Origin of the sequence: Desulfuromonas sp. CSMB_57 (genome assembly GCF_020194955.2) — a bacterium.
Taxonomy (GTDB): Bacteria; Desulfobacterota; Desulfuromonadia; order Desulfuromonadales; family Syntrophotaleaceae; genus JAFCIY02.
The window spans coordinates 32,501-48,348 of record NZ_JAFCIY020000019.1 but is presented as its reverse complement, the minus strand read 5'-3'; the positions used below and the strand labels follow the sequence as shown (position 1 = coordinate 48,348).

Here is a 15,848-nt window from a genome sequence, read left to right as displayed (position 1 = left end):
CTCGTCGTGGGCAAGGGTTGATTGGGAACCGGAACAGGAGCAGTATCCCTGCAACGGCACCGATCAGGCAATTACTTTTCGCGTCGCAACAGTCGGCGCAGCAACTTTTCCAGTTCCACGATCATCACCACCGTGACGCTGACGGCCAACACCCGCAGCCACTCGCCGGCGGTCAGGGGCGTGGATCTGAAGACCCATTGCATGGCCGGAATGTAAAGAAAAGCCAGATGGGCCAGAAAAGAGGCCAGGGTGCTGAAAAACAAAAATGGATTGCTGAACAGGGGAACCTGGAGGATGGAACGGGTTTCCGAGCGACTGTTCCAGGCCTGGAAGAACTGGAAACAAACCATGGTGGTCACCGCCACGGTTCTGGCGTTGGCCAGGTCGAATCCGGCCCTGAGGGTACTGTAATAGTTGAAAATTACTCCACCGCCGATGATCAGGCCAACCAGTACCGTGCGTTGCAGCAGCACGGCGGACATGATCCCGGTGCCCGGGGGACGCGGCGGACGATGCAGGATCCCTGCTTCGCCGGGTTCGAAGGCCAGAGCCACGTCCTGCAAGCCGTTGGTAACCAGGTTGACCCACAGCAACTGGGCCGGAACAAAGGGAATGGGCAATCCCAACAGCATGGTCCCAATGAGGGTCAAAATCGCCGCGATGCCGATGGGGATGAGGAAAAACACCACCTTGCGGATATTGTCGAAAACGATGCGGCCTTCCCGCACCGCATCAAAAATACTGGCGAAATTGTCGTCCGTCAGCACCATGTCCGAGGCTTCCCGGGCCACATCGGTGCCGGTGATGCCCATGGCGATGCCGATGTGGGCGGCCTTGAGGGCCGGGGCGTCGTTGACGCCGTCTCCGGTCATGGCAACAATTTCACCGTGTTTTCGAAGCTGTTCCGTCACCCGCAGCTTGTGCTCCGGCGACACCCGGGCATACACGGCCACGCAGGGGACCTCGTGGAACAGTTCCTCGTCGCTGAGGGCTTCCAGTTGACTGCCCGTCAGCAGCCTGGCGTCCTCGCCGCCGATGCCGATGCGGTTGGCGATGGCCTCCGCCGTGGCCGCATGGTCGCCGGTGATCATCACCACCCGGATACCGGCCCTTCGGCAATCGGCCACCGCCTCCACCGCATCGGGACGCGGCGGGTCCATCATGCCCTGCAATCCGGCGAATTTCAGACCTGTTTCCACATCGCGATGACACAGGGAGCGACAGTCGGCCGGCATCTCCTTCCAGGCCATGGCCAACACCCGCAACCCCTCCGCGGCCAGACGGCGTACCGCAGCCAAAACCTCTTCACGCTCCGCATCCGGGACCTCGCACCTGGTCAGGACCACCTCCGGCGCGCCCTTGACCAGGACCAGGGCCTGCTCGCCGGATCGGTTCAAGGTCGCCATGAAACCCCGCTCCGATTCAAAGGGCAACAGCCCCAATTGCGGCCAACGTTCCCGCTCCTCCTCGGGGTCCAGGCCGGCCTTGAGGGCCGCGACAATCAAGGCACCCTCCGTCGGATCGCCATCCACCCGAAATTCGCCGTCCTTCTGGTATATTTCCGACTCATTGCACAACAGACCGATGCGCAGCAATCGGGCCAGGTCGTCATCCTCGCCGAGGCTTACCGGTTGCCCCTCATGCAGCAACTCTCCCTCGGGCCGATAACCGGTACCGGTCAGTTCGAAGAGGCGTCCGCCGTGATCGATGCGGGTCACGGTCATCTCATTGCGGGTCAGGGTGCCGGTCTTGTCCGAACAGATCACGGTGGTGCTGCCCAGGGTCTCCACCGCCGGCAGGTTGCGGACGATGGCATGATGCTGGGCCATGCGCGCCACGCCGATGGCCAGGGTGATGGTGACCACGATGGGCAAGCCTTCGGGAATGGTGGCCACGGTCGCCGCCACGGCAATCATGAACATGTCGCGGGCACTTTCTCCGAGCCACAGGCCGACACCGAACAGAACGGTCGCTGCGGCCAACACCAGGACACCGATACCGTGGGCGAACCGCCTGATTTTATCCTGCAGCGGAGCATTCACCATCTGCACGTCCCGGACCTGCCGGGCAATGCCGCCCAGTTGGGTGCCGGCACCCGTCGCCACCACGACCCCTTTGGCGCGGCCGCCGACCACCACCGTGCCCATGAAGGCCATATTGCGCTGATCGCCGGGAGTCAGATGCTCGGCGTCAAGACACTCATGGGTTTTCTCCGCCGGCAACGACTCCCCGGTGAGCATGGCTTCCTCGATGCGCAATTCGATGCTGTTCAGCAAACGCACATCGGCCGGCACCCGCATCCCCGAGGCCAGCAGCACCACGTCGCCGGGCACCAGTTCCTCGCTGTGAATTTCCTGTTCGCTGCCATCCCGCAGCACCCGGGCCATGGGCACGGCCAGGCGCTGTAATGCGCGGACACTTTTTTCCGCCTTGAACTCCTGGATGTAGCCGATCAGGGCGTTGATCAGCACCACGGCGACAATAACGCCGCCATCGATGGTCTCGCCGAGGAGAAACGCCACCAGTGCCGTCGCCAGCAGGATATAGATCAACGGGCTGGTAAACTGGTGCAGCAGAATCCGCAGCCAGCCAATGCCTTCCCCGCCGACCAGGCGGTTGCGGCCATATTCCGCCAACCGGGCCCGGGCCTCGCCGGCGGACAGTCCATGACCATCGGTTTTCAGCTGTGTGAGCACTTCTTCCGAGGGGATACGATACCAGTCCATGTCCACTCCTGCTGCTTGGCTCCATGGAAACTATTCAGCAACCGTGGAGAAGGGTCTCGGGGCGCCAGGCCCTCAAGTGAATTGCCATGCTCCATACAGAACCGGCCCCCATCCTTTGGAACGGGAGCCGGCAGGGGTCTGAATCAGTTCAGGACATCCCTGGAGCGCTGTGGCGAGGCCCGCTCCGTATGCAATTGGGCGACCTGGGGCACCTCCCTCCCCTCCAGCCTGGCGACCTGCTCCGCCACCACGGCCCGGAAGGCGGCCAGGTTGGCCTTGGACACCGGTTCCGCCGGCGGCATCTTGACGGTCAGGGGATTGACCGCCGACCCGTTCTTGTACATGCGGAAATCCAGGTGCGGACCGGTGGAGAGCCCGGTGCTGCCGACATAGCCGATGACCTGCCCCTGCCGCACCCGGGAACCGGTGCGAATGCCGCTGCCAAAGCGACTCATATGATTGTACAGGGTTTCCCAACCTCCGGGGTGACGGACCCGAACGTAATTGCCATTGAATCGATTGTAGGTGGCGGCAATCACCGTCCCTTCGCCGATGGTCATGATGGGCGTCCCGGTGGGTGCCGCATAGTCGATGGCCGGATGGGGCCGCACGGTATTGAGAATCGGATGGCGACGGCGCAGATTGAAACCGGAAGAAATGCGGGAAAAAGACAAGGGTGCTTTCAGGAAGGCCTTGCGGAGGCTGCGGCCGTTCTGATCGTAATAGGCGCCCGGCTTGTCGCCATCTTCAAAGTAAAAGGCATTATACACCTGGCCGTTGTTGTTGAAGCGCGCCGCCAGCAATCGACCCAGCCCCGCAGGCCGGTCTTCCCGAAAACGCTTTTCCACCACGATCTCGAAAGAGTCGCCGGGTTGGATGTCGCGAATGAAGTCGATGTCGTAGGCGAAGATATTGCCGAGACGCACGGCCAGGGCATCGCTGCCTCCAGCTTTGACCACCGACTCGAAGAGGCTGCTTTCGATGCTGCCGCGCATGGTGGACACATGCACCGTGTAGGGGATGGGTTCGCGGCTGACGGAAAATCCGTTTTGATCCTGGATAATCAGCAGTTGATCATCCTGATTGATTTCATACACGAAACTTTCGAAGGAATCATCCAGCAGGGAAAGTTTGTAGGGCCGCCCGGTGCAGATGCGGGTGACCGGAAACACTTCCCGGCACTGCAGGGTCAGATCATGCACCTGGCTGGGCGACAATGTCTGCCCCAGCAGGGAGCCGAGGGTATCGCCGGACTGGATCGTTCCCTGCACCACCTTGCGCTGCGGTCCCGCCGGCTCGGCCGCCCCTTCTTTCGTGACCGCCTTGCGGCCGGCGCTTGAGTTCCACCAGTTCTGGGCTGCCCAAAGACCGGCGCCGAGCAACAGGGCACACAGCAAAATACGGCGTCCATAATGCCTGGATCGATATTTACGGGGACAGAAATGACGCAGGGAAGGGGTCTCCTTGAACATAGCACATCCTCAATAAAGATAAATCTGTCTGAATTGATGACGAAGGCCCCGGACCGGCCGCGAACGGTCCGTGATAAGTTGAACAGAGCGAGTGACGGTCGAGGATCCGGCAAAAGCGATCCTCGAAGTGATTGTGGGCGGCGTCGGGCCGGATCAGGCAAGCGACTGCGCCGCGCGGTGAGCAACGTTGAGCAGGTTTTCGTTCAGCATATTTGAAGCGGCGTACACTCAGGCCTCCAGAAATCCTGTGGTGGCCAAGGCCACCGTAACACATGGTCGCTTACCGGGTTTCGTGGAGTATCGGAGACAGTACCGGATCGAGCTCAATCTGTGAATGTGAGTCTGGGTGCAGAAGGATGTGCGGAAATACAGCCTGATGCTGTGCATATGCACAGTAGTATCGCTAATACTCTCAGTCCCGACGCTTAGGCTCCTTCGGTTTTGTTTTTGAGCCGAGCAGAAACAAAGCGGCGCCCTCCCCTTCTGAAGTAACCAGCAAATCGTTGCCGTCGGCCGTGAAACAGAGGGCTTCGCGTTGGGGCAGATAATCGAGACCGGGCAGAACGATGCGCTGCGGTTGCCGCTGCATGGCCATTGCCCAGCTTTCCCGGGGCCGGCGACGAAAAAGGTAGGCATCCTGATAGGTAAGTACCACCGCCGTCAGGCCGTCCGCGCTGATATCCATGGCGGTGGGCTGGGTTTGAAAGGACCCGAACAGTTCCAGCAGCTGGCTGTCCCTGGCAACCGGGAGCAATTCAACCGCCGTCACCTTGCGGGCCGTGACCGGCCCTGCCGACGGCGTCGGGGCCTGCAGAGGCAGGCTGTAGAGCACCGCGGGCCGATTCCGCTTGCTCAGCAGAAGGATTTCTCCGCGGGAAACATCCACCGCCACCGCTTCGCAATCGCGCGGACCCTCCGGATACCGGAACCGCAGGCTCCAATGCGGCCGCACGGAGCCCGCATAACGGCCGTTGTGCGCCTCGGGTTCCGGCACCAGGTGCACTACCACCTCATCGCGCCGAGCCAGATTGTCACCGGTATCGGCCACCAGCAGCCAGGACCGCCCCTGCCAGACGAAGGAAGCGAGATCCTCCCAGTCGACATTCTCGACTCCCGCCACCCGTACCGATCCGAGATCGGCGCCCTGCAGGTTGATGGCATGCAGGACCGGGTCGGCCCCGCTGTCATTGACCAGCCAGAAGACCTTTTCCCGCAAGCGTGACGGGGCCAGGCCTGAAGCTTCGGCCAGTTCCGGCGAAGTCAGACGGCCCACGCCGACGGCGGGCAGAAACGGCGCTGCCGCCCCGGGCTCCCCGGCAACCAGCGGGGTCGGCAAGAGCAGCAAGAAAGCCAGCAACAGACCAGGCCCGAAGCGGATCATGACATTCCTCGAAGTTCCCGGCAGCAGGAGATGGAAGTTACTGCAATGATTTGAAATGACCTGGCACAAATGGGCGACTTTCGTCAACCGGGCTCAGTATAACAGAACCGGACAGCGAACCCGGTGCAGGGCGTGATTGGTAACGGTGCCGAACAGGACATCCCGGATTTCTCCCGTGGACCGCCGGCCGAGAACAATCAGGTTAAAGTTCTCCTCGTTGGCCAGGCGCGGGATGACGGCGCGCGGCGCGCCCGATTCCAGACGGGTTTCGACCTCCAGTCCGGCCTGGCGCAAAAGATTGGCCTGCTCGCTCAGCAACTGCCGGCCGACCTCTTTCGCCTTCTGCGCCACCATTTCTACCTGAAAATCGGGAATCATCCGGTAGGCCAGGCGGTCCACATCCACCACATGCAGCAGCACCAGGGTGCCTTCGGGCAGCCAGACGGAGCGCCGGGCCACCATGTCCAGAACCCGGCGCGAGGTATCGGAGCGATCGATGGGCAGCAGAATTTTCATGGCGGGCCTCCTCTCCGGAAAGCGAAACGGCCGGCAACCGGTCTCATCCCCCGTACACCAATCGCGGCAGCCAAAGCACCAGGCCGGGCCAGAAGGTAAGCAGCAGTAGCAGTCCGATCTGGATCAGCAGAAAAGGTATGACAGCGCGGGCGACATACAGCAGATCCCGATCCACCACCGCGCCGGAAATATACAGGCTGACCCCCAGGGGCGGCGTGCAGTAGCCGATACCCAGATTAAGGGTCATGAGCAATCCAAAATGCAGGGAATCGACGCCAAACCGCGACAGCAGGGGCAAAAAGATGGGCGTCAGGATCAGGGTCGCGGAGATGATGTCCATGAACATCCCGACCACCAGCAGCACCAGATTGACCGCCAGCAGAAACATCCAGGGGCTGTTGATGCTGGCCATCACCGTCCGGGCAATCTGATCGGGCACCTGCTCGAAGGTCAGGTATTCGCCGAACACCGAGGCCCCGGCTACAATGACCAGCAGGGTCGCGGAAGTGATGGCCGAGGAGACGATCACCTTCTTCACGTCGCGCAGGGGCATGTCGCGATGTATCACGATTTCCACGAAAAAGGCATAGAAGCAGGCCACCACCGCCGCTTCGTTGGCGGTAAAGGTGCCCGAATAGATGCCGCCGAAAATCAGCACCGGCAACAGCAGGGCCCAGATGCTCTCGCGCAGCACCGCCAGCAGTTCCCGCAAGCTGGGCCGGGCGCGGCGCACCTGACCGCGGCGGCGGCAGAACAATCCGGCATACACGGACATGGCCGCCATGATCAGCAATCCCGGAACGAAGCCGGTCAAAAACAGGGCTTCCAGGGAATCGTTGGAGATCATGGCATAGAGGATCATGGAAATGGACGGCGGGATCACCACACCCAGCACCGGTGCGGTGGTCATGAGGCCGACGCTGAACCGCTCTTCGTAGCCATGCTCGATAAGGGCCGGGATCATGAATCCGCCGATGGCCACCACCGTCGCCACCGTCGATCCGGAAATGGCCCCGAAAAAGCCGCAGGCCAGCACGCCGGCCATGGCCAGGCCGCCGGGCAGGAAACCCACCAGGGCATCGGCGACCTTGATCAGCTTCTGCACGATGCTGCCGCTGGTCATGATATTGCCGCACAGCACGAAGAACAGCACCACCACCAGGGCAAATTTGTCCATGCTGCGGTACAGCACTTCGATGACGATGCGGGCATCGATGCCGGCCAGAGTCAGGCCGACCAATCCGGTGAAGAACAGGCTGATGAATACGGGTACCGTGGCCGCCAGACAGCCGACCAGCAACGCCATGGCTGCAATCAGATGAATATCCATGCTCAGCACCCCTGTTCCGGCGGTTGGCCGCGCCAGTCATCGACCATGACCAGCAGGGTGCGCACCACCAGCAGACCGCCCATGACCGGCAGCACGGCGTAAAACAGCCATTCCGGTATCTGCAGGGTGGTGGTGCGGGCAAAGGGATCGCGGAAGGCGGTCAGCATCATGCGGCCGCCGAAACGCAGCATGATGCCGGCAAAGACCAACACCGCCAGATGGCTGATGAGGGTCAGGGGCTTTTTCAAGACCGGCAGCAACTGCGGCAGGGCGTCGATGCGAATCAGTGCGCGACGCCGCACAGCGGCGCTGCAGCCGATATAGGTCGAGACGAAGATGACCTTCATGACCACTTCGTCCGACCAGTACAGGCTGCTATGGGTCAGCTTGCGCAGGGCGATGTTGGCCATGGCCGACAGCAGGGCCAGAAGCACCCCGAGAAACAGGGTCCAGTCCTCCAGCCAGCCCAACCCGCGATCGACCCATTTGACGGTTCGCTTGATCATTCTCATCCCCCGGCGGCCGAGCGGTTACTCGGCGGCCAACCGCCGGCGCACCTTGTCCAGGTAAGCCTTGCCGACCTTGCGACCCCAGATGTCATAGACCGGTGCCGTCAGCTCCTCGAGGCGCCGGCGGTCTTCGGCGGACAGGGTGATGAATTCGACGCCGGCCGCTTCGGCGGCGGCAATCTGCTCCATTTCCTGCCGGCGGGTCAGCTCCCGGGCGTGGCGGCTCTCCTCCTCGATGACCTCCAGCAGCACCTGCTTCAGGTCGCCGGGCAGGCCTTCAAACCAGCGCTTGTTCATCATGTGCACGAACAACCCCTGGGCGTAATCGACCCGGGTGAAATAACGCGCCGTATCGAACTTGCGGGTGATGTTGCAGACGATGGGGGTATGATCGAGACCGTCGATGACCCCGGTCTGCAGCGCCTGGGGCACATCGCCCCAGGACAGCACGGTAAACTTGAGGCCCCAGTTCTTGTAGATATCGGCATTGACCGGCGCTTCGGCGATGCGGAAATTGACCCGGCGGGCATCCTGCAGGGTGCGCACCGGCGCCTTGGTGGCCCAGCCGTAGGAGCCGTGTCCGGTAATATCGACCACCATCACTCCCTGGCCGAGGGCACTGTCCCGGTATTCGTTGAACAGTTCCGGGTCGTTACGAAACTTTTCCAGTTTGTCGAAACTATCGATGACGAAGGGCAGATTGACCAGGCCCAGCTTGTCCGCCATGTTGGCCGCCGCCACGGAGGAGCAGAGCATGCCCTGAATGGCGCCCAGGCGCAATTTGCTGAGCACCGCCCGTTCTTCGCCGAGTTGGGACAGGGGCCGGAAGTCCACGTAAAGGCGACCCTTGGAGCGCTCCCAGACCTTGTCGCGAATCCGGTAGCCGACGGCCACCCCTTCCATGGCGGGATGGGAAACATTGGACAGCAGGTAGGTGAATTCGGCACCGCTGGGATCGAAAGCCGGCTTCCAGGCGGCCAGGGGATCCTGGGCGGCGGGAGCGGCCGTTTCCACGGCAGGCTTCAGTTCCTTTTCCTCGTTGCGGCATCCGAGCAGAGCCATGGACACCAATCCCAGGGTTGCCAACAGTACCAGCTTTCTCATCGTGCCTCTCCCGGACAGGGTTTTACGGCAAGCGTTTACTGCCGTCAAAACAGGGTTAAAATTCAAGAAACTTCAATACTTGACAAGCCCGGTGAGAATAGCGGGCACCGGCCGGGAGGTCAAGGGCAAACCCCTCGATGCAGCTCAGTCCGCTAGAGCGGCCCGCACCTTTTCCAGGTACTCGCGGCCGATTTTGTCGCCCCACTGCTGGTAGACGGGCGCGGTGCGGTCCATCAATTGCTGCCGGTCCGCCGGCGCCAGCTCGAAGAATTCGATGCCCTGCTGTTTGGCCGCGGCGATCTCCCGCTCCTGCTGCTCGCGGGTCAGGGAGCGGGCCCTGGCGCTTTCCTCCTCGATGGTGGTCAGCAGAATGGTTTGCAGATCCGCCGGCAGGCGATCCAGCCAGCGCTTGTTCATGAGGTGGATATACAGCCCCTGGGCATAGTCGAGACGCGTGAAATACTTGGCATAATCGAATTTTCGGGTGATGCTGCAGACAATCGGCGTATGGTCCAGACCGTCGATGACCCCGGTCTGCAGGGCCTGGGGCACATCCGGCCAGGGCAGGACGGTAAACTTCAGGCCCCAGGCTCGGTAGATATCCACATTGACCGGTGCCTGGGCGACGCGGAAGTTCACCCGACGGGCATCGGCCAGGGAGCGCACCGGGGTCTTGGTGGCCCAGCCGTAGGGTCCGTAACCGGTAAAATCCACCACCATGATGCCCTGGTCCAGGGCGGCTTCGCTGAAGGGCTTGAACAACTCCGGTGTGCGACGGAATTTTTCCAGCTTGTCGAAACTGTCGATGACAAAGGGCAGGTTCACGATCCCCAAGCGGTCGGTGACGTTGACCGCGGCCACCGAGGAACAGAGCATGCCGTGCACGGCGCCCAGCTTCAGCTTGTTGAGCACGTCCCGTTCGCCCCCCAACTGGGCCATGGGCCGGAAGTCCACGTAAAGGCGACCGTTGGAACGTTCCCAGACCTTGTCGCGAATGTGGTAGCCGACGGCGATGCCTTCGATGGCGGGATGGTCGACGTTGGAAAGGATATAGGTGAACTCGGCTCCGGCCGGGTCGAAACGCGGCTGCCAGCCCGCCAGCGGGTCCGCCGCGGGCGCCTCCTGTTGGGTTCCTTCAGTGGGCGCGCTTTCCGCTGGCGCCTGCTCCTTGCGGCAACCTACGCCTCCGAAAAGCAACAACATGGACGACAGCAACAAGAGACTAAATCGGATCTTCATCATGGCTCCCTCCCTGGCCCGGGGAAACAGGAAATATGCGACATCAAACGGTGTTGAATCTTAGGTCAACCATGCGCCCGGGTCAAGGCATCGTTGCTTTTTCCTTCAGCCTTCAGCCCTCAGTCTTCAGACTCTCTTTCCCAGCCTTCAGCCTGTCTTTCCCATCCTTCAGCCGGCCTTTTATGCTATGCTTCCAACCATGACCATCGAGTCCCTGTTCGATACCCATGGCCACCTGGATCTGCTCCCGGACGACTGGTCCCTGGAAGAAGAGGTCGGCCTGGCCCGCCAGGCCGGAGTGTACCGGTTCCTCCTGCCGGGAGTACATCCGTCCGGCTGGCCGCGGCTGCTGGCCACGGCGCGGGAAATTAATGAAGCATGGGCGGCGCCGGGGGTGCATCCCCTGGCGGCGGATTGCTGGGACAGGGATCTCTCGCTCCAATTGGAACGCCTGCTGGCCGATGAGAAGGTCGCGGCCATCGGCGAGATTGGCCTGGACGCCATGCCCGGCATGCCCGCCGCACCACGACAGGAAAAGGCCCTGCGGGCGCAGTTGCAAATGGCCCGCGCCACCGGGAAACCGGTGGTGCTGCACTGCCGCAAAGCCACCGGGCGCTTGCTGACCCTGCTCAAAGAGGAAGGCGCCCACCGCTGCGGCGGCATCTGGCACGGCTTTTCCGGCAGCCTCGAAACCGCACGGGCCGCCATGGACCTCGGCTTCGCCCTGGCCTTCGGCGGGCCCCTCACCTGGCCCGGCGCACGGCGCGGCCCCGAGACCCTGCAGGCCCTGCCCGCAGAATGGATCGTCCTGGAAAGCGACGCCCCCGATCTCGCCCCCCATCCCCATCGCGGCCAGCCCAACCATCCCGCCTGGCTGCCCCTGATCGCCGCCCGCGTCGCCGACCTGCGCGGCTGGAGCCTGGCGGAAACCGCCCGCATCACCACCGCCAATGCGATGAGAGTGTTACGAAGGCAGGCTGAAGGCTGATAAGGCAGGCTGAAGGCTGAAGGAAATCCATTTAAAGGCAGGCTGAAGGCTGAAGGAAATCCATTTAAAGGCAGGCTGAAGTCCGAAGTCCGAAGACTGAAGGAAATCCTTTCTATTTTGTCCTCGAATGGGTTAGGATTGGCCTGTCTTTTTTAGCGGTGAGTCGTCAAACCTGAGAGGTTAGATGCCTTACTTCAGTCTTCAGCCTTCGGACTTTAGCCTGGTTTTATGACTTCAGCCTGCCCCTATGCATGAACATCGCTTTGATCGCCTGAAATTGCTGGTGGGAGATTCCGGACTGGAACGGCTGGCCGGGGCGTCCGTGGCCGTGGTTGGAATTGGCGGGGTTGGCAGCCATGCCACCGAAGCCTTGGTGCGGGGTGGTGTCGGGAGCCTGACCCTCATCGACTTCGATCGTATCGTACCCTCCAACATCAACCGCCAGATTCATGCCCTCGAAACCACCATCGGCCGGCCCAAGGTCGAAGCCATGGCCGAACGCTGCCTGGCCATCAACCCCGAGGCCCGGGTGACGGCCCACCCGGTATTCTACAGCGCCGAAACCGCAGACCAACTGCTGGCCGGGGGCTTCGATTACCTGCTGGACTGCATCGACAGCATCACCGCCAAGCTGCATCTCATCGAATACTGCAAAACCCACGATATTCCGGTCATCTCCGCCATGGGCGCAGCCAACAAGCTCGATCCCACCCTGATCCGCATCGCCGATTTGTCCCATACCCAGAAATGCCGCATGGCCCGGGTGATGCGCAAGGAACTGGGGAGACGCGGCATCCGCGGCGGGGTGCGGGTGGTCTATTCCCTGGAGGAATTCCGTCCCCTGACCGGGGAGCCCTGCGAAACCTCTCCATCAGGACCCGGTCGCCAGCGCGTCACCCTCGGCAGTTCGTCATGGATTCCTCCTCTATTTGGGCTGACCATGGCCGGCGAGGTTTTACGCAGCCTGCTGGCAACTTCAAACTGATGCTTTTGGCCCTTAAAAATTGAGCTGCCATAGCATGACTTCAGGCATTCCTTCGAAAAACGGTTAATTTTCCCGCCCCCCTTGCCCTTTTCGGACTTAGCTAAAAGGGTTGGCTCCTTTCCTAATCAAATCCCATGGCAAGGTTGCCACTACTCTTTGCCTATTTTTGGCCAATCAGTTTTCTACCTCCTGCATCTCATTCCCTCCAAGGCCCGCTGTGCACATGCACATTCGATAAACCGTATCTTATGTACAACTTTCTACTCATGTGCTATACCTTAAATCAACTATCGTTTTTTTCTGCCGCTTCGGCCCATGGGCCCTATATTTTTCACCTATGAAATCAGGAGGCAATGGCATGAACTCTCGCAGATTTTCATTTATGGCTGCACTGGCGGCCCTGGTCCTGCTGGCCGGCACCGCTAATGCGGCCGTCGTCGTCGGCGGTTCCGACGGCTGGTCCTTCAGCACCGACGGTATGGTCAACCTGTTCGCGGTTTATCAGACCAGCGACAACATTCCCGACGGTGTCAATAGCGCCTATGCCATCGACCAGGAAGGCTTCCGCATCAAGAACGGCTTCCTTCCCAACATTCTCGCATTCAACATCAAGGCCCCGACCATGAAGGGCCTGGACATGGGCGCCCGCATCGGCTTCTACCCCTCCTCGGCCCATGAAAACCGCAAGAACGCCCGCTTCGACAGCCAGATCGACCTGCGTGAAGTGTTCTTCACCGTCGACGGCTGCTTCGGCCAGTTCATGATCGGCAAGGGCCTGAGCCTGTTCCTGGGCGACAACCTGCTCACCGAGCAGACCCTGATGGGCGCCGGCCGCCTGGCCGGAGCTCTCAATGCCGGTCTCGGCGTGACCCTGGGCCGCATCGGATACGGCTACCTGTATCCCAACTTCAACTCCCAGATCCGTTACACCACTCCGGAATTCATGAACGGCACCAAGATTCAGGTTGGCATTTTTGACCCGAGTGTCATTGCCACAGTTCCGGCGCTTGACGCCTTTGGCGAAAGCATTTCGGCTGCGACCACCAATATGCCGCGCGTCGAAGGCCAGATCTCCAATGCCGGCACCTGGGGCAACAACAATTCCTACAAAGTCTACCTGAACGGCATGTGGCAGGAGGCCAAGGACGGCCAGTATCTGGACAGCGATGGCATCCTGATCGACACCTTTGGGCGGGTTACCGCCTGGGGGACCGGCGGCGGTTTCGTCCTCGGCATGGGAGCCTTTGAACTGACCGGCTCCGGCTTCTACGGCAAGGCCCTCGGCACCAACACCATGCTGGACGCCGACTCCCTGGACTTTACCGGCAAAGAGCGCAAATCCTGGGGCTACATCGGCCAAGTTACCTACACCATGCCCAATGAAGGCAAGACAAAGCTCGGCCTGAGCTACGGCGCCAACCATTTCGGTGAAACCGACGCCGACCGCGAAGACCGTCAACTTGGCGGCGTCGCTTTCATCAAATCCCAAAGCATGCTGACCGGCATGGTGACTCACGACATAACCCCCAACCTGAAACTGGTGGGGGAAGTCAGCTACATCAATCACGAGTGGCACAACGGCGCCCATTGGGAAGTGGAAATGTTCAGCATCGGCACCTTCTTCCTCTGGTAAACATCCAGGTCCAAGAACCAGGACCCTAAGAAAACCAGGATACAGCGAATGCCGGAAGGCGGGCCGGCTCTCAGCCGGCCCGCCTTTCTGATACCGAACTTGCCGCCGAGCCATCCGTAAGCTTCTCCCGCCCGACAGGTCATGACGCCATTCCGGATCTCCCGGTGTCCTCGGAGAGCGGGCCAACTGTCAGACTGTCACCAAGCGTAACACATTCAGTCAAAATTGTTACATTATGTCCTTTTTTGGATCACCCACCATCCCGCATATTTTCCCCTACTGTGCATTCGCACAGAAAAAATCCGTCATTCGCGTACAAAACGCTGTTGATCTGCTATACTCCCTCACATGGCACTGAAATTGCCTAGAGTAAAACGCCAGTTTATTTCTTCAGACCCCGGAGGGGCGGGAAAGGAGGTGTAAAAACTGGCAAGTCGCCCCGAAACATACATCCAGGGAGTTCGGCACACCGACCCCCGCCGCTGAATGAAAACCCTGGAGCGGAAACCGACAGGTTACCACTCCGGCCCTCTTACCCGGAAAGGTCCGGCGGCCACACCGACGAGCCTTTGGGGCCCCAAGCAAAAGGGTTTCCGCCGGCGGCAAGCAAGGATGGGTTTTGGTACCGGGCGCATTGGCGCCCACGCGCTTCCGGCCGTGCCGGAGGCGGTTCGACCGATGGTCTTCAACATTGAAATCAGGAGGCAACACCATGAAATCTCGCAGATTCTCTTTTGTGGCCGCACTGGCGGCCCTGGTCCTGCTGGCCGGCACCGCTAATGCGGCCGTCGTCGTCGGCGGTTCCGACGGCTGGTCCTTCAGCACCGACGGTATGGTCAACCTGTTCGCGGTTTATCAGACCAGCGACAACATTCCCGACGGTGTCAATAGCGCCTATGCCATCGACCAGGAAGGCTTCCGCATCAAGAACGGCTTCCTTCCCAACATTCTCGCATTCAACATCAAGGCCCCGACCATGAAGGGCCTGGACATGGGCGCCCGCATCGGCTTCTACCCCTCCTCGGCCCATGAAAACCGCAAGAACGCCCGCTTCGACAGCCAGATCGACCTGCGTGAAGTGTTCTTCACCGTCGACGGCTGCTTCGGCCAGTTCATGATCGGCAAGGGCCTGAGCCTGTTCCTGGGCGACAACCTGCTCACCGAGCAGACCCTGATGGGCGCCGGCCGTCTGGCAGGAGCTCTCAATGCCGGTCTCGGCGTAACCCTGGGCCGCATCGGTTACGGCTACCTGTACCCGAACTTCAACTCCCAGATCCGTTACACCACCCCGGAATTCATGAACGGCACCAAGATTCAGTTCGGCATCTATGACCCGAGCGTGATCGATGGCGACACCACGGCAGACGTCACCAACATGCCTCGCCTTGAAGGGCAGATCTCCAATGCCGGCAAGATTGGCGACAACCCCTACAAAGTCTATTTCAACGCTCTCTGGCAGGATGCCAAGGGCGGCACGGCCGGCGATGTAACTGCCTGGGGTACCGCTGGCGGTTTCGTGCTCGGCATGGGCGCATTCGAATTGAGCGGCTCCGGTTTCTATGGCAAGGCTCTCGGCACCAACACCATGCTTGACGCCGATTCCCTTGATGCCAACGGCAAAGAGCGCAAGTCCTTCGGTTACATCGGTCAGATCACCTACACCATGCCCAACGAAGGCAAGACCAAACTCGGCCTGAGCTATGGCGAAAACCGCTTCGGTGAAACCGACGCCGATGAAGCTGCTCGCGCTGGCGGCAATGCTTTCATCAAGAAGCAGGGCATGGTTACCGGCATGATCACCCACGACATCACCCCCAACCTGAAACTGGTGGGCGAAGTCAGCTACATCAACCACGAGTGGCACAACGGCGCAAACTGGGAAGTGGAAATGTTCAGCGTCGGTACCTTCTTCCTCTGGTAAGCATCGGGAAGAATGTTGACCCACCGTGGGCACCCTGTTCCGCT

12 protein-coding genes are annotated in these 15,848 nt (G+C 60.9%); 4 read left to right on the top strand and 8 right to left on the bottom strand.

All coding sequences use genetic code 11. The features are described from left to right. Positions 1-71: 71 nt before the first annotated feature. From JQN68_RS04580 to JQN68_RS04545, 8 genes are all read right to left on the bottom strand, one after another. A complete protein-coding gene (locus JQN68_RS04580) occupies positions 72-2,726 on the bottom strand; it encodes a cation-translocating P-type ATPase (RefSeq protein ID WP_225073081.1) in 2,655 nt (884 codons plus the stop codon). Positions 2,727-2,869: 143 nt separating this feature from the next. Next, a complete protein-coding gene (locus tag JQN68_RS04575) occupies positions 2,870-4,198 on the bottom strand; it encodes a M23 family metallopeptidase (protein ID WP_225073080.1) in 1,329 nt (442 codons plus the stop codon). A 412-nt stretch (positions 4,199-4,610) separates the two neighbouring features. Continuing rightward, entirely contained in the window at positions 4,611-5,579 is a 969-nt protein-coding gene (locus JQN68_RS04570) for a hypothetical protein (protein WP_225073079.1), read from the bottom strand. A gap of 93 nt (positions 5,580-5,672) precedes the next feature. Continuing rightward, positions 5,673-6,095: a universal stress protein gene (locus JQN68_RS04565; protein ID WP_225073078.1), complete on the bottom strand. Its 423-nt coding sequence runs from the start codon at positions 6,093-6,095 to the stop codon at positions 5,673-5,675. Positions 6,096-6,138: 43 nt separating this feature from the next. After that, positions 6,139-7,425, bottom strand: coding sequence for a TRAP transporter large permease (locus JQN68_RS04560; RefSeq protein ID WP_225073077.1), 1,287 nt, complete (start codon positions 7,423-7,425; stop codon positions 6,139-6,141). A gap of 2 nt (positions 7,426-7,427) precedes the next feature. Further along, the gene (locus JQN68_RS04555; protein ID WP_225073076.1) at positions 7,428-7,931 is read right to left on the bottom strand and encodes a TRAP transporter small permease; all 504 of its coding nucleotides are present in this window, start codon (positions 7,929-7,931) and stop codon (positions 7,428-7,430) included. A 24-nt stretch (positions 7,932-7,955) separates the two neighbouring features. Beyond that, a complete protein-coding gene (locus JQN68_RS04550; RefSeq protein ID WP_225073075.1) occupies positions 7,956-9,038 on the bottom strand; it encodes a TRAP transporter substrate-binding protein in 1,083 nt (360 codons plus the stop codon). A gap of 144 nt (positions 9,039-9,182) precedes the next feature. Beyond that, positions 9,183-10,280 carry a TRAP transporter substrate-binding protein gene (locus JQN68_RS04545; RefSeq protein ID WP_225073074.1) on the bottom strand — a complete coding sequence of 366 codons (1,098 nt, stop codon included), beginning with the start codon at positions 10,278-10,280 and terminating at the stop codon, positions 9,183-9,185. Between the two features lie 196 nt (positions 10,281-10,476). Between JQN68_RS04545 and JQN68_RS04540 the strand changes: the two genes are divergently transcribed. The 4 genes from JQN68_RS04540 (at position 10,477) to JQN68_RS04525 (ending at position 15,804) form a co-directional block, all read left to right on the top strand. Next, positions 10,477-11,265, top strand: coding sequence for a TatD family hydrolase (locus tag JQN68_RS04540; RefSeq protein ID WP_225073073.1), 789 nt, complete (start codon positions 10,477-10,479; stop codon positions 11,263-11,265). A 247-nt stretch (positions 11,266-11,512) separates the two neighbouring features. Further along, positions 11,513-12,250, top strand: coding sequence for a tRNA threonylcarbamoyladenosine dehydratase (locus tag JQN68_RS04535; RefSeq protein WP_225073072.1), 738 nt, complete (start codon positions 11,513-11,515; stop codon positions 12,248-12,250). Between the two features lie 358 nt (positions 12,251-12,608). Continuing rightward, positions 12,609-13,883 (top strand): histidine kinase, encoded by a 1,275-nt coding sequence (locus JQN68_RS04530; protein ID WP_225073071.1) that lies wholly within the window; start codon positions 12,609-12,611, stop codon positions 13,881-13,883. Positions 13,884-14,595: 712 nt separating this feature from the next. Continuing rightward, positions 14,596-15,804, top strand: a complete 1,209-nt coding sequence (locus JQN68_RS04525; protein ID WP_225073070.1) for a histidine kinase — start codon at positions 14,596-14,598, stop codon at positions 15,802-15,804. Positions 15,805-15,848 lie beyond the last annotated feature (44 nt).

Bases quoted from the DNA above. Each gene is read 5' to 3' on its own strand.
- JQN68_RS04580 (WP_225073081.1), bottom strand. From the start codon at position 2,726: ATGGACTGGTATCGTATCCCCTCGGAAGAAGTGCTCACACAGCTGAAA.
- JQN68_RS04575 (WP_225073080.1), bottom strand. From the start codon at position 4,198: ATGTTCAAGGAGACCCCTTCCCTGCGTCATTTCTGTCCCCGTAAATAT.
- JQN68_RS04570 (WP_225073079.1), bottom strand. From the start codon at position 5,579: ATGATCCGCTTCGGGCCTGGTCTGTTGCTGGCTTTCTTGCTGCTCTTG.
- JQN68_RS04565 (WP_225073078.1), bottom strand. From the start codon at position 6,095: ATGAAAATTCTGCTGCCCATCGATCGCTCCGATACCTCGCGCCGGGTT.
- JQN68_RS04560 (WP_225073077.1), bottom strand. From the start codon at position 7,425: ATGGATATTCATCTGATTGCAGCCATGGCGTTGCTGGTCGGCTGTCTG.
- JQN68_RS04555 (WP_225073076.1), bottom strand. From the start codon at position 7,931: ATGATCAAGCGAACCGTCAAATGGGTCGATCGCGGGTTGGGCTGGCTG.
- JQN68_RS04550 (WP_225073075.1), bottom strand. From the start codon at position 9,038: ATGAGAAAGCTGGTACTGTTGGCAACCCTGGGATTGGTGTCCATGGCT.
- JQN68_RS04545 (WP_225073074.1), bottom strand. From the start codon at position 10,280: ATGATGAAGATCCGATTTAGTCTCTTGTTGCTGTCGTCCATGTTGTTG.
- JQN68_RS04540 (WP_225073073.1), top strand. From the start codon at position 10,477: ATGACCATCGAGTCCCTGTTCGATACCCATGGCCACCTGGATCTGCTC.
- JQN68_RS04535 (WP_225073072.1), top strand. From the start codon at position 11,513: ATGCATGAACATCGCTTTGATCGCCTGAAATTGCTGGTGGGAGATTCC.
- JQN68_RS04530 (WP_225073071.1), top strand. From the start codon at position 12,609: ATGAACTCTCGCAGATTTTCATTTATGGCTGCACTGGCGGCCCTGGTC.
- JQN68_RS04525 (WP_225073070.1), top strand. From the start codon at position 14,596: ATGAAATCTCGCAGATTCTCTTTTGTGGCCGCACTGGCGGCCCTGGTC.